Annotated in this window: 15 protein-coding genes; 10 read left to right on the top strand and 5 right to left on the bottom strand. The window is 72.1% G+C overall.

What is annotated here, in order from left to right:
• Nucleotides 1–3 precede the first annotated feature (3 nt).
• The gene (gene dnaJ, locus ABJI51_RS09860; protein WP_348949387.1) at nucleotides 4–1,176 is read left to right on the top strand and encodes a molecular chaperone DnaJ; all 1,173 of its coding nucleotides are present in this window, start codon (nucleotides 4–6) and stop codon (nucleotides 1,174–1,176) included.
• Between the two features lie 5 nt (nucleotides 1,177–1,181).
• Nucleotides 1,182–1,607 (top strand): heat shock protein transcriptional repressor HspR, encoded by a 426-nt coding sequence (locus ABJI51_RS09855; protein WP_348949803.1) that lies wholly within the window; start codon nucleotides 1,182–1,184, stop codon nucleotides 1,605–1,607.
• A gap of 361 nt (nucleotides 1,608–1,968) precedes the next feature.
• On the opposite strand, the gene ABJI51_RS09850 is transcribed toward ABJI51_RS09855, so the two are convergent.
• From ABJI51_RS09850 to ABJI51_RS09835, 4 genes are all read right to left on the bottom strand, one after another.
• On the bottom strand, nucleotides 1,969–2,487 hold the full coding sequence (locus ABJI51_RS09850; protein WP_348949385.1) for a DUF305 domain-containing protein: 519 nt from the start codon (nucleotides 2,485–2,487) through the stop codon (nucleotides 1,969–1,971).
• Between the two features lie 90 nt (nucleotides 2,488–2,577).
• Complete coding sequence (locus tag ABJI51_RS09845; RefSeq protein WP_348949383.1) at nucleotides 2,578–3,324, bottom strand: lytic polysaccharide monooxygenase; 747 nt, start codon at nucleotides 3,322–3,324, stop codon at nucleotides 2,578–2,580.
• 164 nt (nucleotides 3,325–3,488) lie between these two features.
• A complete protein-coding gene (locus ABJI51_RS09840) occupies nucleotides 3,489–4,631 on the bottom strand; it encodes a globin domain-containing protein (RefSeq protein ID WP_431605589.1) in 1,143 nt (380 codons plus the stop codon).
• Between the two features lie 235 nt (nucleotides 4,632–4,866).
• On the bottom strand, nucleotides 4,867–6,042 hold the full coding sequence (locus tag ABJI51_RS09835) for a globin domain-containing protein (protein WP_348949382.1): 1,176 nt from the start codon (nucleotides 6,040–6,042) through the stop codon (nucleotides 4,867–4,869).
• A gap of 301 nt (nucleotides 6,043–6,343) precedes the next feature.
• Between ABJI51_RS09835 and ABJI51_RS09830 the strand changes: the two genes are divergently transcribed.
• From ABJI51_RS09830 to ABJI51_RS09815, 4 genes are all read left to right on the top strand, one after another.
• Nucleotides 6,344–6,820: a MarR family winged helix-turn-helix transcriptional regulator gene (locus tag ABJI51_RS09830; RefSeq protein ID WP_348949380.1), complete on the top strand. Its 477-nt coding sequence runs from the start codon at nucleotides 6,344–6,346 to the stop codon at nucleotides 6,818–6,820.
• A 96-nt stretch (nucleotides 6,821–6,916) separates the two neighbouring features.
• A complete protein-coding gene (locus ABJI51_RS09825; RefSeq protein ID WP_348949378.1) occupies nucleotides 6,917–8,104 on the top strand; it encodes an MFS transporter in 1,188 nt (395 codons plus the stop codon).
• A 97-nt stretch (nucleotides 8,105–8,201) separates the two neighbouring features.
• The gene (gene clpB / locus ABJI51_RS09820; protein WP_348949376.1) at nucleotides 8,202–10,799 is read left to right on the top strand and encodes an ATP-dependent chaperone ClpB; all 2,598 of its coding nucleotides are present in this window, start codon (nucleotides 8,202–8,204) and stop codon (nucleotides 10,797–10,799) included.
• A gap of 181 nt (nucleotides 10,800–10,980) precedes the next feature.
• Nucleotides 10,981–11,736, top strand: a complete 756-nt coding sequence (locus ABJI51_RS09815; protein WP_348949374.1) for a type III secretion system chaperone family protein — start codon at nucleotides 10,981–10,983, stop codon at nucleotides 11,734–11,736.
• Nucleotides 11,737–11,769: 33 nt separating this feature from the next.
• Here ABJI51_RS09815 and ABJI51_RS09810 read toward each other — a convergent pair whose 3' ends face one another.
• Complete coding sequence (locus tag ABJI51_RS09810; protein ID WP_348949372.1) at nucleotides 11,770–12,714, bottom strand: hypothetical protein; 945 nt, start codon at nucleotides 12,712–12,714, stop codon at nucleotides 11,770–11,772.
• 70 nt (nucleotides 12,715–12,784) lie between these two features.
• Between ABJI51_RS09810 and ABJI51_RS09805 the strand changes: the two genes are divergently transcribed.
• The 4 genes from ABJI51_RS09805 to pyrE all read left to right on the top strand — a co-directional run bounded on the left by ABJI51_RS09805 (nucleotide 12,785) and on the right by pyrE (nucleotide 17,402).
• Complete coding sequence (locus ABJI51_RS09805) at nucleotides 12,785–13,543, top strand: SDR family NAD(P)-dependent oxidoreductase (protein WP_348949370.1); 759 nt, start codon at nucleotides 12,785–12,787, stop codon at nucleotides 13,541–13,543.
• Nucleotides 13,544–13,623: 80 nt separating this feature from the next.
• Nucleotides 13,624–14,367, top strand: coding sequence for an ABC transporter ATP-binding protein (locus tag ABJI51_RS09800; protein ID WP_348949368.1), 744 nt, complete (start codon nucleotides 13,624–13,626; stop codon nucleotides 14,365–14,367).
• The gene (locus tag ABJI51_RS09795) at nucleotides 14,364–16,811 is read left to right on the top strand and encodes an ABC transporter permease (RefSeq protein ID WP_348949367.1); all 2,448 of its coding nucleotides are present in this window, start codon (nucleotides 14,364–14,366) and stop codon (nucleotides 16,809–16,811) included. The genes ABJI51_RS09800 and ABJI51_RS09795 overlap by 4 nt, the downstream gene beginning before the upstream one ends.
• Nucleotides 16,812–16,838: 27 nt before the next feature.
• A complete protein-coding gene (pyrE, locus tag ABJI51_RS09790; RefSeq protein WP_348949365.1) occupies nucleotides 16,839–17,402 on the top strand; it encodes an orotate phosphoribosyltransferase in 564 nt (187 codons plus the stop codon).
• Nucleotides 17,403–17,486: the final 84 nt, after the last annotated feature.

Here is a 17,486-nt window from a genome sequence, read left to right as displayed (position 1 = left end):
CCGATGAGCGCACGGGAATGGATCGGTAAGGACTTCTACCGTGAGCTGGGCGTCTCCTCCGACGCCACCGCGGACGAGATCAAGAAGGCCTACCGGAAGCTGGCCAAGGAGAACCACCCGGACGCGAACGCCGGCAACGCGCAGGCGGAGCAGAAGTTCAAGGCGGTCTCCGAGGCCTACGGCGTGCTGTCGGACCCGGCCAAGCGCAAGGAGTACGACGAAGCGCGGCGGCTCTTCGGCAGCGGGGGCGGGTTCAACTTCCCCGGCGGCGGCACCGGCGGCTTCGACATGGGCGACATCTTCGGCCAGGCCGGCGCCGGTCAGGCCGGGGGCTTCGGCGGGCTCGGCGACATCCTCGGCGGGCTGTTCGGCCGCGGCCGGACGTCGGCGGGCGCGACGGCCAACCGGCCGCAGCGCGGCGCCGACGTCGAGACCGACGTCCGGATCGACTTCACCGAGGCGGTCAAGGGCGCGACCCTGCCGCTGCGGCTGTCGAGCCCGGCGACCTGCGGGACGTGCGGCGGCAACGGCGCGCGGCCGGGGACGTCGCCGCGGACCTGCCCGACCTGTTCCGGGTCGGGCCTGGTCAGCCGCAGCCAGGGGGCGTTCGCGTTCTCGGAGCCGTGCCGCGACTGCCGTGGCCGCGGGACGATCATCGACGACCCGTGCCCGGAGTGCGGCGGCGAAGGCGTCAGCACGCGGACCCGCACGCTGACCGTCCGGATCCCGCCTGGCGTCGACGACGACCAGCGCATCCGGCTGGCAGGCCAGGGCGAGCCGGGCCGGGGTGGCGCGCAGGCGGGCGACCTGTACGTCCGGGTGCACGTGGCCCCGCACGCGTTGTTCGGCCGCAAGCCGAAGTCGCTCGACCTGACGCTGACCGTGCCGGTGGACTTCACCGAGCTGGCGCTCGGCACGACGATCACGGTGCCGACGCTGGACGGCAAGGTCTCGCTCAAGGTGCCGCCGGGCACCGCGAGCGGACGGGTGCTGCGCGTGCGCGGCAAGGGCGTCACCAAGCGCGACGGTTCGCAGGGCGACCTGCTCGTCACGCTCCAGGCGGCGATTCCCGCCAAACTGGACGACAAGGCGCGCGAGGCACTGCAGGCGTATGCCGAGGCGATGGCCGGGCACGACCCCCGGCCCGAGATCACCGAGCTGCTGCAAGGTAGGTGAGTGTGATGTTCGGCGGGAAACCCCCGGAAGGCGACGAGGAAACCCCGGTGTTCGTCATCTCGGTGGCGGCCCAGCTCGCCGGGATGCACGCGCAGACCTTGCGGACCTACGACCGGCAGGGCCTGGTGTCCCCGGGCCGCACCCCCGGCGGCGGACGGCGCTACTCGATGCGGGACATCGCGTTGCTGCGCGAGGTCCAGCGACTGTCCCAAGAGGACGGTGTGAACCTGGCCGGGATCAAGCGCATCATCGAGCTGGAGAACCAGGTCGACGCGCTCCGTGCCCGGGTCGCCGAGCTGACCGAGGAACTGGCGGCGGCCTACGCGGCGGCCGAGCAGGCCGCGGCGGCGGCGCACGCGTCCTACCGCCGCGACCTCGTCCCGCTCAACCAGCAGACGGCGATGGTGGTCTGGCGCCCCAAGCGCCGCTGACCCCAGCAGCAGCCGAAGGCCTCCCCGGGTGACCGGGGAGGCCTTCGCCCATCGGAGGAGGTGGGGGACGCGAGCATCCGGCGGCGGCCGCCCGGTACCCGGCCGCCGAACCGGAGAACTCGCCGACCGGGCGCCGGACTGGCGCGCTTCGGGCTGGTGATCGCGAGGTCTGGCGGGCGGCCGGGCGGGTAGACCGGCCAGCCCCGAGCCGGTAACCGCGAGAGCCTGCCGGGCGGCAGACCGGCCGGACCGGCGAGCCCCAAGTGGGTGACCGCGAGGTCCCGCGAGCGGCCGGACGACAGACCGGAACGGCTCGGCCGCGAGCAACTCCTCCCGGCTGCTCGCGGCCCCGCGCCGCGGGTCACGTCTTGAAATTCAGCAGCTGCCGCACCTCGGCCGTCCGGGACTCGACTACCCGGCGGGCCAGGTCGCGGGCCTGGGCGTTGACTCCTCCGTTCGGGCCGTTCTCCGTGCGGGCCAGCTCGGCCGCTCCTTGCTGCTGGCCTGTCAGGACGTCCAGGAACCTGCGGGGGAACTCCGCGTCCGGGGCCGTCCTCAACGCCGCGACCGCGTCCGGAGACGCGCCGTGGCCAGCGTGACCTGCGTGGGCGTTCGTTGTCTCCGGCTGGTTCCAGGCCCGCAGCCAGCTCCTCATGTCGGCGGTCTCGGTCCGCTGGGTCACCTCGATCGCCGCCGCCAGTTTCTTCAGCTCGGCTTCCAGGTTGCGGTTCGCCGCCAGGTGGGCGATCTCGATGCCCTGCTCGTTCTGGGGGATCAGCATCTGCAGGAACATCACGTCGGCCGCGTTGTACTCCGGTGGGGGCGGGGGGGGGGGGGCTGCCCGGACCCCCCCCCCCAACCCCCCCCCCCCCCCACACACCCGGGCCGCCCCCGGGGCGGGGGGGGGGGGGGGGGGGGGGGGGCGGCGCCCCCCCCCCCCCCCCCCCCCCCCCCGCCGCCGGCCACCTTCTCACTGGCGCTGCCAGAGGGCCGGGGTGTTCGGGGGCTCCCAGCCCGCGATTGCCGTGTGGGCCTGGAGGCAGCGGTAGCTCGCGCCGCCGTACGTCACCACGTCGCCTGCCTGGTACGCCGTGCCAGGGGACCAGGTTCCGCTCGACGGCGGCGTGGACGTGGTCGTCGGGGGCCGGGTCGTCGTGGTGGGTGGCGGGGTGGTCGTCGTCGGTGGTGGGGTGCTTCCGCCGATCTGGAGGTCGACGCAGCTGTAGAACGCGTTGGCCGTGTCGGAAATGTTCCAGATCGCCAGCACCTTCACGCGGCCCGAATACCCGGCCAGGTTCACCGTGTGCGACACCGTCGGCGGCGGCTGCTGGTTGTTGCCGCTGAACGACGCCACCAGGTTGCCGCCGACGTAGTACTCGTAGTTCTTCGTCGCGTGCCGGGCGGTGAACACCCAGTTGAACGTCACCGTCGTGCCGACCGCCTTGGCAGGCCACGGCTTCGACTCGTCGGACAGCTGCGAGAACTGGGCGTTGCCGCCGTCGCAGCTGCGCAGCCCTTTCGGGCCCTCGACGCTCTGGGGTTCGTACACAATGCTGCCGCAGTCGGGGACCTTGCCCGCCGCGCAGTTGGCCTGCCTGCTCGGCGGGTCGGACACGTAACCGTGGGCACTCGCGGTGCCGGCGGGGAGGACGACGACCAGCACCGGCGCCAGCAGGACACCGGCCGCGGCCGCGAAGAGCTTCCTGTTCCAGGTCATTTCGGCTCCTCGAAGGGGAACAGCGTCGTTCCGGGAGGGGAGGACGAACGAGCACAAGATGTGGTCTAGACCATAAGGCGATTCCGGCACAACGGTCAACGAACTACCGCCATTCGGCGGTTTCACTGCGCCGCCCGGCCCAGTGCGATGGTCGGGACGGCCGGTCAGTCCAGCGTGAACGGGTCGTAGGAGATCCGCTCCAGGTCGATCCCGCTCGCCAGCAGCTTCGCGATGGTCGCCTGGATCATCGACGGCGACCCGGACACCAGCACGTCGTGGTTCTCCCACGACCCGCGCTGGGTCACCGCGTGCGCGAGCGTTCCGCGGTCGCCGCCCGCGAGCGCGCCCTCCTCGGTGACCGGGGTGACCGTCAGCCACCGGCACGTCGCGGCCATCCGCCGCAGGTCGTGCAGCGCGTACAGGTCCTCCGGTCTTCGGCCACCGAAGAACAGGTGCACCGGCGGGTTGCGCTTCCAGCGGGACAGGTCGTCGAGAATGGCCAGCAGCGGCGTGATCCCGGTGCCGCCGCCGATCATCAGCAGCCGGTTCGTGGTGGCGGGCCGCACGGTCAGCACGCCCATCGGCGGCCCGAGCCGCCAGACGTCACCGGGCTTGGTGTGGCTGACGATGCTCCCGCTGACCCAGCCGCCGGGCACCGCGCGCACGTGGAACGTCAGCAGGCCGTCGCCGCGGGGTGCGTTCGCCGGGGACAGGTACCGCCAGAACCGGGGCCGCTGCGGCACTTCCACGCTGACGTACGCGCCGGCGCGGTACGGCAGGAGACCCTCGGTGCGCACCTTCACCAGCGCGACGTCGCGGGTGAGCCTGCGGTGTTCCAGCACGGTCGCCGCCCACGTCGCCGGCCCGGCCTCCGCCTGGGCGGCCTCGCGCATGGTCTTGGCGATGAGCCCGTACGCCGCGGTCCACGCCGACGCCACCTCGGGTGTCCACTTCTCCTTGAGGAACCGTTTGAGCGCCGCGATCAGCGCGACGCCGACGGCGTCGTAGTGGCGGGCGACGACGCCGAACTTGCGGTGGTCGCGGCCCAGCTGCGCGAGGAAGGTGGCCAGCTCGTCGGGCCGGTCCACCATCTGCACGACGTACACGATCGCGCGCAGCAGCCTGCTCCGCTGGGCCGCCATGGTGACCGGGAACAGGTCGCGGCAGTCGGGGGCGACGACGAACAATGCGCCGTAGAAGTACTGCGCCAGTTCATCGGCTTTCGGCTCGATCGCCGCAAAGCTTTCACGAATCAACCGTGCCAGCTCGCGACCTTCCACGGCGGAAACGGGAAGCGGATCGGGCATGGCTGAGATCTTCACGAATTCAGCTCTCATCGGGAACGGTGATCTCCAGTCGTGCAAAAGTTTTTTGCGCCGCCCACGCGGCGTCGCTGTCGCGATGCCGCCCCCGAGGGTTCCCGACTGTAGGCGCATTCCCGTGCAGATGCGCGTGATTCCGCGCGTTCCGCTCGATCGGAGCAATTTCACCACGCGCCGTCAACCCGATCTGGCGGTGCGTGAAAATGATCAGGAAACGCGATTAATCGATGGTGAACGGGTCGTACTGGATCTGGTCCAGTGCGCTGCCCGCGACCAGCATCCGCGACACCGTCGCGCGGATCATCGCCGGCGAGCCCGACACGAGAATGTCGTGGCCGGGCCAGGCCCCGTACCGCGTGACCGCTTCGGCCAGCGTGCCCTGCTCGAAGCCCGGGACGTCGCCGCCGCGCTCGACCACGGGCGTGATCGTCAGCCACGGGTTCACCGCCGCGAGCGCGCGCAGCGCGTCGAGGTCGTAGAGGTCCTCGCGGGTCGGCCCGCCGTAGAACAGGTGCGTCTTCGGGTTCTCGCCCCACAGCGCGAGGTGGTCGAGGATCGCGCTCAGCGGCGCGATGCCCGTGCCGCCGGCGACCATCAGCACGCCGCGCGAGGTCTCCCGGTCGACCGTCATCCGGCCCAGCGGCGGGCCGAGCCGCCAGACGTCGCCGGGCTGGGTGTGGCTGACGATGGCGCGGGACACCCACCCGCCGTCGACCGCGCGGACGTGGAACTCCATGCCGCCGTCCTCGCGGGGCGCGTTCGCCGGCGAGAGGTAGCGCCACAGCCGCGGCCGCTGCGGGACTTCGACGCTGATGTACTGGCCGGGCAGGTACGGCACCGGCTGGTCGGGCAGCAGCCGGACGAGGGCGAGGTCCCAGGTCAGCCGCCGGTGCTCGACCACGGTCGCCTGCCACGACGGCGGGTTCTGGTCGGCCGCGGCCGCGTCCTGCATGGCCCGCGCGACGATGGTGAACGCCTCGGCCCATGCCCGCTCGACCTCGGGCGTCCACTCCGGGCCGAGGTGGTTCTTCAGTGACGCCAGCAGCGCGGTGCCGACCGCTTCGTAGTGCCGGGGCACCACGCCGAACTTGCGGTGGTCGCGCCCGAGCTGGCGCAGGAACGGAGCGAGGTCGTCCGGCCGGTCGACCATCTGCACGATGTGCACCAGCGCGCGCACCAGCCTGCCGCGCTGGATCTCCATGTTGATCGGGAAGAAGTCGCGCGTGGTCGGGGCGAGGGTGAACAGCATCCCGTAGAAGAACTGCGAGATGTCCGCGATGTACGGCTCCGACTTGGCCCAGCTGTCCCGGATGAGCCGGACCATCGCGACGACGGCCGCGGGGGTTTCGCGCGGGGCCGAGGATCGGGGGAGCGGGCTGACCGAGTCGGCTGTCATGGGTACGGGGTCACGGGTCGGGGACGGTTGGCCGGTGGCACCCGATCATGCCCCGCCGGTCCGGGCGCGGGGACGGCGGTTCCGCACACAGCCGCCTCCTGGGTCCATCGCCACTGCATCCACCTCGTCACTCGAACGCGCCGCGCGCGCGGCTCGTCCGCAGGGTAACCGGCGGACAGCCTATTGCCCGCATTGTTGCTCCGACCGGGTGTATTACGCGTGGGGGACCTCACCGGCCCGATGGTTGCCCTCGGCAAGCGTCCGGCAATAAACTTGTATGGCACAACTAAGGGAGGTTCGGATGGGCTCCGACGACACCGACGACGTCCGGGTCGAGCTCATGCGTGAGCTGAAGACCGCTTCCCAGCTGCAGCACGCCTGGATCATGCAAGCGTGGCAGAGCGAGCCGGGGCTGCACCCGGCGGCCGCCATGCTGCTGTCGGACCTGGCCAAGCACGGCGAGGCCCGGCCGTCCGAGCTGGCGAAACGCCGGTTCGTCGACCTGTCGGTGGTGAGCAGGCAGATCGCCCAGCTCGCCGCCGCCGGGCTGGTCGACCGCCGTCCGGCACCCGAGGACGGCCGGGCGTCCCTGGTGAGCGTGTCGGAGAAGGGCCGTTCCGAGTTGGCCCGCTGGCGCGCCAACTACCTCGCGTTCATGGAAGAGGCGCTCGGCGACTGGGACGACCAGCGCGTCACCGACCTCATCGAGCGGCTCGCCGAGATGAACGCCGCCCTCCGCCGCGCACTCGGCAGCGACGCCTGTCTCGCCGGGAAGTAACCGGGACGAGGTCACACCCGCAGTGTTCTTCTGCCTGCCGGATTGTGTCCGATCGGTCCTGACTTCCCGCCTGCCGTCAGGGTTAACGTCGGCGGGATGACGCGGAGCCGGATCGCGCTGCTGTGCGCGCTGGGGATCGACAACTTCGGCTCGGGTCTGTTCCTCCCGCTGGCGCTGGTCTACGTGACGGAAGTGGTCGGCGTGCCGCTGGCGGTGGCGGGCACCGCCGTCACCTTCGGTACCGTCGCCGGCCTCGCCGTGCCGCCGCTGGCCGGACGGCTCGTCGACAGCGTGGGACCGCGCGCGGTGGTGATCGGCGCCCAGCTGCTGCAGGCCGTCGGGGTCAGCGCCTACCTCGTCGCCGACGGCGCGGGCCCGGTCGTCGCCGCGGCGATCCTGCTCGCCGCCGGGCAGCAGCTCTTCTACAGCTGCCTGTTCACGCTCATCGCGGACGTCGCGGGCGACGTCCCCAAGGACCGGCCGTTCGCCGAGGCGGGCATGGTGCGGGCGGGCTGCTTCGGGCTCGGCGGGCTCGCCGGGGGTGCGCTGCTGGCCTCGCTCGGTGCCGCCGGCTACCGGATCGCGCTCGTCCTGGACGCCGTGACGTTCTTCGCGGCCGCGGTGATCCTGGGCCTGTTCGTCCACCTGGCCCGGCCGCGCCACCGGCACGGCGAGGGGTCCGCCCGGGTGCTGCGTGACCGGCCGTACCTGACGCTGATCCTGTTCAGCGGGCTGTTCGGGCTTTCACTGGACTTCTTCCTGATCGGCCTGCCGGTGTTCGTGCTCGACCGGCTGCACGGGCCGGAGTGGCTGCCGGGGGTGATCGTCGCCCTGCTGACCGTGCTGACCGCCGTCGGCGGCACCTTCGCGCTGCGGCTGACCGCGCGGCTGACCCGGATCGCCGCGATGCGGGCAGGCTCGGCGTTGTTCGCCGCGTGGTGCCTGGTCAGCGCCGGCGTGCTGCTGGTGCCCGATGACTGGCGCGTGGTCTACCTGCTGGTGTCGACGCTGGTGTTCGCCGCGGGCGACCTCGTCTTCGGGCCGCGGTCGGGCGCGCTGGCGGAGGCCGCGGCACCTCCGGTCGCCCGCGGTCGTTATCTGGCCGCGTACCAGTACGCGTTCACCGTGGCGCAGGTGCTCGCGCCCGCCGTGGTGGCCTTGTTCGCGGTCGCCGACTGGTTACCCTGGGTGGTGGTCGGGACGTGTGCGTGTCTCGCCGTGGCCGGGCTCGGCCCGCTCGGCTCGCGGCTGCCGGCGAGCGCCGTCGCCCCCGGTCGAAGTTGAGCGGAACAGACTCAAGTTTTCGTGCGTTAGAGGAAGTGACGGGTCGCGGACACGCCCGTCACCTGGACTTTCTGTAGTACCGAGCATGAGGTGAGGGATGGACGCTTTCAACCCGACCACGAAGACCCAGCAGGCGATCTCGTCGGCGGCGCAGGCGGCCACGATGGCGGGCAACCCGCACGTGTCGGCCGCCCACCTGCTGGGCGCCCTGCTGGCGCAGGGTGAGGGGCTCACCGCGCCGCTGCTGACCGCGGTCGGGGCCGACCCGGAGGTGGTGCACAAGGAGCTGGAGCCGCTCATCGCGGCCCTGCCGTCGGCGACCGGCGCGACCGTGTCGAGCCCGCAGTTCGACACCTTCGCCGTCAAGTCGCTCACGCGCGCGCAGAAGCTCGCCACCGAGCTGGGGGACGAGTACGTCTCGACCGAGCACCTGCTCGTCGGGCTCGCCACCGAAGGCGGGCAGGTCGCCGACCTGCTCAAGCGGCACGGCGCGACCCCGGACGCGCTGCAGGAGGCGTTCGCCAAGGTCCGCGGCTCCGCGCGGATCACCAGCCCCGACCCGGAGAGCACGTTCAAGGCGCTCGAGAAGTACGGCGTCGACCTCACCGCGCGCGCCCGCAACGGCGACCTCGACCCGGTCATCGGCCGGGACACCGAGATCCGCCGCGTTGTGCAGGTGCTGTCGCGGCGCACCAAGAACAACCCGGTCCTGATCGGCGAGCCGGGCGTCGGCAAGACGGCCATCGTCGAAGGACTGGCCCAGCGCATCGTCGCCGGCGACGTGCCGGAGTCGCTGCGCGGCAAGCGTGTCGTCGCCCTCGACCTCGGGTCGATGGTGGCCGGCGCGAAGTACCGCGGCGAGTTCGAGGAGCGGCTGAAGGCCGTGCTCAAGGAAATCACCGACTCCGCGGGCGAGGTCATCACCTTCATCGACGAGCTGCACACGATCGTCGGCGCGGGCGCCACCGGCGAGGGCGGCGCGATGGACGCGGGCAACATGATCAAGCCGATGCTCGCCCGCGGCGAGCTGCGGATGGTCGGCGCGACCACGCTCGACGAGTACCGCCAGCACATCGAGAAGGACGCCGCACTGGAGCGGCGCTTCCAGCAGGTGCTCGTCGGCGAGCCGTCGCCGGAGGACACGATCGCGATCCTGCGCGGGCTGAAGGAGCGCTACGAGGTCCACCACGGTGTCCGGATCACCGACGCCGCGCTGGTCGCCGCCGCGACGCTGTCCGACCGGTACATCACCGCGCGCTTCCTGCCGGACAAGGCCATCGACCTGGTCGACGAGGCCGCGTCGAAGCTGCGCATGGAGATCGACTCGCGGCCGGTGGAGATCGACGAGGTCGAGCGCGCCGTGCGCCGCATGGAGATCGAGGAGATGGCGCTGGCGAAGGAGGAGGACTGCGCGTCGAAGGAGCGCCTCGCCGCCCTGCGCGCCGAGCTGGCCGAAAAGCGCGAGACGCTGACCGCGCTCACCGCGCGCTGGCAGAACGAGAAGGGCTCCATCGAGCGCGTCCGCGAACTCAAGGAGCAGCTGGAGCAGCTGCGCGGCGAGTCCGAGCGCGCCGAGCGCGACGGCGACCTCGGCAAGGCCGCCGAGCTGCGCTACGGCCGGATCCCCGCGCTGGAGAAGGAGTTCGAAGCGGCCACTGCGGCGAACGAAGCCAGCCAGCAGAACGTCATGCTCAAGGAGGAGGTCGGCGCGGACGACGTCGCGGACGTGGTCAGCGCGTGGACCGGCATCCCGGCGGGACGGCTGCTGGAGGGCGAGACCGGCAAGCTGCTGCGGATGGAGGAGGAGCTGACCAAGCGGGTCATCGGGCAGGCCGAGGCCGTGCAGGTGGTCGCGGACGCGGTGCGCCGCGCGCGGGCGGGCGTCGCCGACCCCGACCGGCCGACCGGCTCGTTCCTGTTCCTCGGCCCGACCGGCGTCGGCAAGACCGAGCTGGCCAAGGCGCTGGCGGAGTTCCTGTTCGACGACGAGCGCGCGATGCAGCGCATCGACATGAGCGAGTACGCCGAGAAGCACTCGGTGGCGCGGCTGGTCGGTGCCCCGCCGGGGTACGTCGGCTACGACCAGGGCGGCCAGCTCACCGAGGCCGTCCGGCGGCGGCCGTACTCGGTGGTGCTGCTCGACGAGGTGGAGAAGGCCCACCCGGACGTCTTCGACGTGCTGCTGCAGGTCCTCGACGACGGGCGGCTGACCGACGGGCAGGGCCGGACGGTGGACTTCCGCAACACCATCCTGATCCTGACCTCGAACCTCGGCTCGCAGGCCATCGCCGACCCGACGCTGGACGAGCGGCAGCGGCGCGACGCGGTGCTCGAGGTGGTCCAGCGGCAGTTCAAGCCGGAGTTCCTCAACCGGCTCGACGACATCGTCGTGTTCCACTCGCTCGGCACCGAGCAGCTGACGTCCATTGTGGACATCCAGGTCGCGCGGCTCGCCAAGCGGCTCGCGCAGCGGCGGCTGCACCTGGAGGTCACCGACGGGGCCCGCGAGTGGCTCGCGCTCAACGGCTTCGACCCGATCTACGGCGCCCGTCCGCTGCGGCGGCTGGTCCAGTCGGCGATCGGCGACAAGCTGGCGAAGGAGCTGCTGTCGGGCGAGATCCGGGACGGCGACACCGTGCGCGTCGACATCCCGGACCTGGAAGCGGGCGACGCCCTGACGGTCACCCGGGTCTGACCTGCAAGTCCGTGAATGCCACATCGAGGGACTTCAAGTCCGTCAATGTGGCATTCACGGCGTCCGGGGAGTCCAAAGTGGCGATTTGTCGACTCCGGGTGCCCGAAATGGCCCGAATGGGCCCGGCGACACGGGCGCCGGCGATCATCTCTTCGGCGTAGCAGGCGATACCCTGGCCGTCGTGGGTATTCCGGCGTGGATCTGGTTCGTCATCGCCGCCGTCGCGCTGGTCGCGGGGCTCGGCTTGCTCGCGGCCGACCGGGCCAAGGAGGGCTCGCGCAACCGTGAGCGAATGCGCTGGGCGCAGCTGCGCGGCTGGCAGTTCGTCGAGGAGGACGAGCGGCTCCCGCAGCAGTGGTCCGGCGGCGCGATCGGCTACTTCGGCGCGGACGCGGCGGTGAACGTCGTCGCGGGCTCGACCTTCACCTCCGACGGCCGCCGCCCGGTGTTCATCTTCGACATCGAGTCCGAGGGGCAGATCCCCGCGGTCGTGGTCGCCGTGCGCTGCAACAAGAAGCACCGGATCCCGATCGAGATGTGGCTGTCCAGCGTGCCGTTCCAGCGCGCCGACATGCCGGAGATGCTCGGCCCGATCGGCGCGCGCTACGCCTTCGCCGACGACGCCGAAGGTGCCCGCGTGGTCATCACCCAGGAGCTCGTCGACGCCGCGGACCAGCTCGGCGGCGACGTCGGCGTGGCCTGGCTGGAGAACGAGTGGGTGCTCGCAAGCGTCGTCCCGACCGCGGGGCCGTCGCGGCTGGAGCGCCTGCTGCGCGACCTCGGCGAGATCGCGGACATCGTCGACCCGTTCGACGAGGACTACGACGCGGGCCGCCACCAGGCGAGCGCGCCCATCCCGACGCCGGGTACTCCGGCCGCGGGGACGCCGGTGCAGCAGCCTGCCGAGCCGGAACCGCCGCAGCAGACCGAGAGCTGAAAGCCCGGTTGACGTCCGGAGGACGTCGGAGCGCTAGAGGCCGAGCGCGGGCTGGTCGAGCACGCTGACCGACAGCGACCGGTCGAGCGTGCCGCGGACCGACGTCGTCGCGCCGCCTTCGGCGTGCACCACGTGGTCGGCGGCGAGGTCGCCGCGGATCGAACCCGCCGGGCCCGCCGGGCCGTACGCCTGCGTTGTCTTCAGCCAGCCCGACGCGGGCCCGAGCTGACCGCCCGCCTCGTGCTTCTGTGTCACGTCGAGTACGCCCGCGAACTGGCCGGTCACCTGCTGCTCGGACGACGTGCCGAGGGCGCCGAGCCTGCCGAGGTCGATGGCCTGGCCGGACGAGCGGCGGGCGGAGACCGCGCTCAGGAGGTCGCCGGAGATGGTGCCGCGCAGGCCGGTGTCGAGCTGCTCGGTGTTCTGGCTCAGCACGTCGACGCCGTCGGCCAGCCAGATTCCGTGTGCCGTGCCTTCGCCGGCGCCGATCCGGTGGCCGGTACTGCCCGCCGGCGGCGTCAGGGACACCTCGCGCGCGGCACCCTGGCCGAGCTGCTGGTGGTTCGCGGTGACCGCGCGGACGTCGCCGAGCCGCAGGCGGTGCTGGCCGGAGCGGACGAGCGACTCGCTCTCCTGTGCCGCGGTCGAGGCCGCCGTCTGCCGCTCCTCGCGGTGGACGATCGCGGACTCGGTGAGGTCGTTGGCGAGCACCGCGCCGGCGACTTCCTTCGCCACGAAGTCGTGGCGGGTCGCGGTGACGGTCTCGCGCGTCACCGCCGACCCGTCGTCGCCGGAGGTCGAGACCTCACGGCCGAGTGTTCCGTCGTGGCGGTGGTCGAGCGGCAGGGTCAGCTCGGCCGGCAGCGGTGCCGGGGTGGCCAGCGCGGTCGCGGGCGCGGCGAAGAGCAGCGCGACGGGCGCCGCGCCGGCGGCGACCTTGGGCAGATAGCCGCTTTTGCGCCTGCTGTGCTTACCCATGCGCCGGACGATACTTCCCTGCCGGATCGACCGCACGCGGAGGTCTGACCAGCGGGTATCGTTCACCCACATGACTCACACAGCCGTGATCACCGGAGCCACCGCGGGTATCGGCGCGCAGTTCGCGCGCACGCTCGCGGCCGAAAAGTACGACCTGGTGCTCGTCGCCCGTGACACCGCGCGGCTGGAGGCGTTCGCCGCCGAACTGCGGGAACGCCACGGTGTCGGCGTGGAAGTGCTGCCCGCCGATCTGTCCGAAGTGGACGGACGCGCGGCGGTCGAGGAACGGCTTGCCGCCGGCCCGGTCGACCTGCTCGTCAACAACGCCGGATTCGGGCTGAACGGCGACTTCTGGACCATCCCGCCGGACGCGCTGCAGCGTCAGCTCGACGTCAACGTCACCGCGGTCCTGCGGCTCACCCGTGCGGTCCTGCCCGGCATGATCGAGCGCGGCCACGGTGACGTCATCCAGGTCAGCAGCGTCGCCGGGTTCTTCAGCGGCCGCGGCTCGACGTACACGGCCAGCAAGAACTGGGTCACGTCGTTCACCGAAGGCATTGCCGCGTCGCTGCCGAAGGGCATCCGGATGATGGCGCTGTGCCCCGGGTTCACCGCGACGGAGTTCCACGAACGGGCCGGCATCGGCAAACCCGGGCCGAAATTCGCCTGGCTGGGTGTCGAACAGGTGGTCTCCGAAGCACTCGCGGACCTGCGCCGCGGCAAGGTGATTTCGGTGCCGAGCCTGCAGTACAAGGCCGTCGTCGCGATCGGCGGCCTGCTGCCGCGCGCGGTGCTGCGCCGGATCAGCGGCGGCCGCGGCCGTACCTGATCGGGGGTGGGGTTTTCCTCACCCCGGAACTGCGGTTCACCGCAATGTGCCGGAGGCCGCGGCTGCCTAGCGTTGTCCCCATGGCGAACGACGCAGTCCGGCTGGAGGCCGTACGCAAGGAGTACGGCGAACTGGCCGCGCTGGACGGGGTTTCGATCTCGTTCCCGCGCGGCGGTTTCACCGCGGTGATGGGGCCCTCCGGCTCGGGCAAGAGCACGTTCCTGCACTGCGCGGCCGGTCTCGACCGGCCGACGGCGGGCCGGGTCGTGCTCGACGGGCAGGACCTCGGCGGCAAGAGCGAGACGTACCTGACGAAGCTGCGGCGCGACCGCGTCGGGTTCGTCTTCCAGGCGTTCAACCTGCTGCCGGCGCTGACGGTCGAGCAGAACGTCGTGCTGCCGCTGCAGCTGGCCGGGAAACGCCCGGACCGGCGGCTGGTGGCGCGGATCCTCGCGCACGTCGGGCTCGACGGGCGTCGCAAGCACCTGCCGGGCCAGTTGTCCGGCGGCCAGCAGCAGCGTGTCGCGATCGCGCGTGCGCTGGTCACGAAGCCCGCGGTGCTGTTCGCCGACGAGCCGACCGGCGCGCTCGACACCCGCACCGCCGCCGACGTGCTGGCGCTGCTGCGTGATTCGGTCCGGTCGTCGGGCCAGACGGTGATCATGGTGACGCACGACCCGGTCGCCGCGTCCTACGCCGACGCCGTCGTGTTCCTCGCCGACGGCCGGATCGCCGGCCACCTCGCGCGGCCGACCGCGGAGGCCGTCGCCGAGCGGATGACCCACCTGGGTGCCTGGGAGCGGATGGCGGTGCGAGCCTCGTGATCCGCCTGGCACTGAGAACCCTGCGCCTGCGCAAGGGCGGCTTCCTGGCGACGTTCGTCGCGGTGTTCTTCGGCGCGCTGATCGTGTCGGCGTGCGGTGGCCTGATGGAAACGGGAATCCGTACGGAGACGCCAGTGCAGCGGCTGGCCGCGGCCCCGGTTGTCGTCGGCGGGCAGCAGAACCTCAAGCTGCCTGAGGACGACCCGGCCACCCTCGACCCCGAGGACAAGCACAAGTTCGAGAACGCCACGCTGCCCGAGCGCGTCCGGCTCGACGCGTCCCTCGCCGACCAGCTGCGCGCGGTTCCCGGTGTGACGCGGGTGGTCGGCGAAGTCAGCTTCCCCGCCCAGATCGGCACGGCGAGCGTGCTCGGCCACGCGTGGGAGTCCGCCGTTCTGGCGCCGTACACGGTGAAGGGCGAAGCGCCGAAGCCGGGCGAGGTCGTCGTCGACGCCGGGCTCGGGATCGGTGTCGGCGCGACACTGCCGGTCGCGGCACACGGCGTCGTCGGCCAGTACCGCGTCTCGGGAATCGCCGAAGCACCGCAGGCGATGCGGGACGCGGCGGTGTTCTTCGCCGCTTCCGACGCCGAGCGGCTGTCCGGGCACCCCGGCCGCTTCGACACCATCGGCGTCTTCGGCGGTGACGTCGCCGCGGTGACGAAGGTCGTCGGCGACGCCGGGATCGTGACGACCGGGGTGGCCCGGGGCGTCCTGGAATTCCCCGAAGCGGGCAAGAGCGGCGAGGACCTGATCGTGCTGGCCGCCGTCTCGGGCGGGCTGTCGGTGCTGGTCATGGTGTTCGTCGTCGCGGGCACGCTCACGCTGTCGACCCAGCAGCGCCAGCGTGAACTCGCGCTGCTGCGCGCGATCGGCACGACACCGCGCCAGCTGCGGCGGATGGTGCTCGGGGAGGCACTCGTCGTCGGGGTGCTCGCGGTCGGCGGCGCGGTGGCGCTCGGCCCGGTGCTCGGGCAGTGGCTGTTCGGCCGGCTCGCCGCGCACCACGTCGTCCCGGACGTGCTGCGGTTCGCCCAAGGCTGGCTCCCGGCGACGGTCGCCGCGGGTGCGTCGCTGCTGGCGGTCGTGGCCGCCTCCTTCGTGGCGGGACGGCGGGCGGCGAAGGTCCGCCCGACGGAGGCACTCGCCGAGGCCGCCGTCGAGCGGCGCTGGCTGACGCCGATCCGGCTGATCACCGCGATCCTGTGCTTCGCGGGCGGCACGGCACTGGCGATCGTCACGGTCGCCGTGATGACCGGCCCGGTCGCGGCCAGCACGGCGGGCCCGGCGGTGATGCTGTGGGCGTTCGGCCTCGCCGCGATCAGCCCCGGTGTCACCAAGGTGACGGCGGCACTGCTGCGCTGGCCGGTGCACGCGATCACCGGCGTCACCGGCCGGGTCGCGCTGCTCAACACCCGCGTCGGCGCGGTGCGGACGGCGGGCGCGGTCACCCCGATCATGCTCGCGGTCGGCATCGCGACCGCCAACATCTACCTGCAGACGACCCAGGAAGCCGTCTCGAACCAGGCCTACACCGAGGACCTGCGCGCGGACGCGGTCGTCGGCTCGCCGGTCGGCCTCGACCCGTCGGTGCGGGAGCGGGTGCGTGCCGTCCCCGGCGTCGCCGGGGCCTCCGAATACGTCACCAGCACGGTGTTCGTCGAGAAGCCGTTCGACGGCAACCAGGACAAGGACGGCTGGCCCGCGCTCGGCGTCAGCGAGCTGACCGGGAACGCCGTCGAGGTGCCGGCGAAGCTCGGCCGCCAGGTCGGCGAAACGCTGTCGCTGCGCCTCGGCGACGGCACGCCGGTGGACGTGCGGGTGGCCGCCGTCGTCGCCCAGCGGCCCGGCTTCGAACGGCTCGTGCTGCCCGCCGGGCTGCTGGCGCCGCACACGACGGCCGGGCTCGCGCCGCAGCTGCTGGTCCGCGCCGCTCCGGGCGTCGACGCGGCGACGCTGACTGCGCGCCTTCGCGAAGCGACGGCCGGGCTGCCGGTGTTCGTCGGCGACCGCGACGCGCTGATCGCGGCGCACGCGAAGGGCAACGAGATCGGCGCGTGGGTCAACTACCTGCTCGTCGGGATGATCATCGCCTACACCGTGATCTCCGTGGTGAACACGCTGGTGATGGCCACCGCGAAGCGGCGGCGGGAGTTCGGGCTGCAACGGCTGGGCGGGTTCACCCGCGGCCAGGTGCTGCGCATGGCCGGTGTCGAGGGCGGGCTGATCGCGGCCATCGCGGTGCTGCTCGGGACGGCCGTCGCCGCGGGCGCGATCGTGCCGTTCTGCCTCGTGGTGACCGGCTCGGTGCTGCCGTCCGGGCCGCTCGCGATCTACCTGGTGGTGCTGACGATCGCCGTCGTGCTCTCGCTCGTGGCGATCCTGGTCCCGGCCTGGGCGGCGACGCGCGGGCGTGCGGCCGATGCCACATCCGCCGGTGCGTGAACCCGGCCGTGTGTAAGACTCTCGGCCGTGGCGAACCCCGGGTTGGATCAAACGGCGAAACTCGAACTGGCCAGGCTGGTCACCGATCTTTCCGTGGTGCACGGAAAAGTGACACTGGCGTCCGGCAAGGAAGCCGACTACTACATCGATCTCCGGCGGGCGACGCTGCACCACGCGGCCGCGCCGCTGATCGGCAAGCTGCTGCGCCAGCTCACCGCGGACTGGGACTACGTGGCGGCAGGCGGCCTGACCCTCGGCGCCGACCCGGTCGCACTGGCGATGCTGCACTCGGCGGCGAACGACGGGGTCGTGCTGGACGCGTTCGTGGTCCGCAAGTCGACCAAGGAACACGGCATGCAGCGGCGCATCGAGGGCATGGAGGTCCGCGGCCAGCGCGTGCTGGCGGTGGAGGACACCTCCACGACCGGCGGCAGCGTCCTGATGGCGGTGGCGGCCCTGCGCGAGGCGGGCGCGGACGTCGTGGGCGTCGCGACGGTCGTCGACCGCGACACCGGGGCACGCGAGGCCATCGAGAAGGAAGGCCTGGAGTACCGGTACGTCCTCGGCAAGGACGACCTCGGCCTCGACTGAGCGCGGCACGAAGTGGCGTCGGTGACCGCGGTCACCGACAATGCTTCGTGACGATTTCCCCGCGTCGGTGTCCTCCCGGTGAGG

The organism is Amycolatopsis melonis (genome assembly GCF_040064235.1).
GTDB lineage: Bacteria > Actinomycetota > Actinomycetes > Mycobacteriales > Pseudonocardiaceae > Amycolatopsis > Amycolatopsis melonis.
The sequence above is the reverse complement of the archived record's forward strand: the minus strand, read 5'-3'. Positions and strand labels throughout refer to the sequence as shown.

Bases quoted from the DNA above. Each gene is read 5' to 3' on its own strand.
- dnaJ (WP_348949387.1), top strand. From the start codon at position 4: ATGAGCGCACGGGAATGGATCGGTAAGGACTTCTACCGTGAGCTGGGC.
- ABJI51_RS09855 (WP_348949803.1), top strand. From the start codon at position 1,182: ATGTTCGGCGGGAAACCCCCGGAAGGCGACGAGGAAACCCCGGTGTTC.
- ABJI51_RS09845 (WP_348949383.1), bottom strand. From the start codon at position 3,324: ATGACCTGGAACAGGAAGCTCTTCGCGGCCGCGGCCGGTGTCCTGCTG.
- ABJI51_RS09840 (WP_431605589.1), bottom strand. From the start codon at position 4,631: ATGCCCGATCCGCTTCCCGTTTCCGCCGTGGAAGGTCGCGAGCTGGCA.
- ABJI51_RS09835 (WP_348949382.1), bottom strand. From the start codon at position 6,042: ATGACAGCCGACTCGGTCAGCCCGCTCCCCCGATCCTCGGCCCCGCGC.
- ABJI51_RS09830 (WP_348949380.1), top strand. From the start codon at position 6,344: ATGGGCTCCGACGACACCGACGACGTCCGGGTCGAGCTCATGCGTGAG.
- ABJI51_RS09825 (WP_348949378.1), top strand. From the start codon at position 6,917: ATGACGCGGAGCCGGATCGCGCTGCTGTGCGCGCTGGGGATCGACAAC.
- clpB (WP_348949376.1), top strand. From the start codon at position 8,202: ATGGACGCTTTCAACCCGACCACGAAGACCCAGCAGGCGATCTCGTCG.
- ABJI51_RS09810 (WP_348949372.1), bottom strand. From the start codon at position 12,714: ATGGGTAAGCACAGCAGGCGCAAAAGCGGCTATCTGCCCAAGGTCGCC.
- ABJI51_RS09805 (WP_348949370.1), top strand. From the start codon at position 12,785: ATGACTCACACAGCCGTGATCACCGGAGCCACCGCGGGTATCGGCGCG.
- ABJI51_RS09800 (WP_348949368.1), top strand. From the start codon at position 13,624: ATGGCGAACGACGCAGTCCGGCTGGAGGCCGTACGCAAGGAGTACGGC.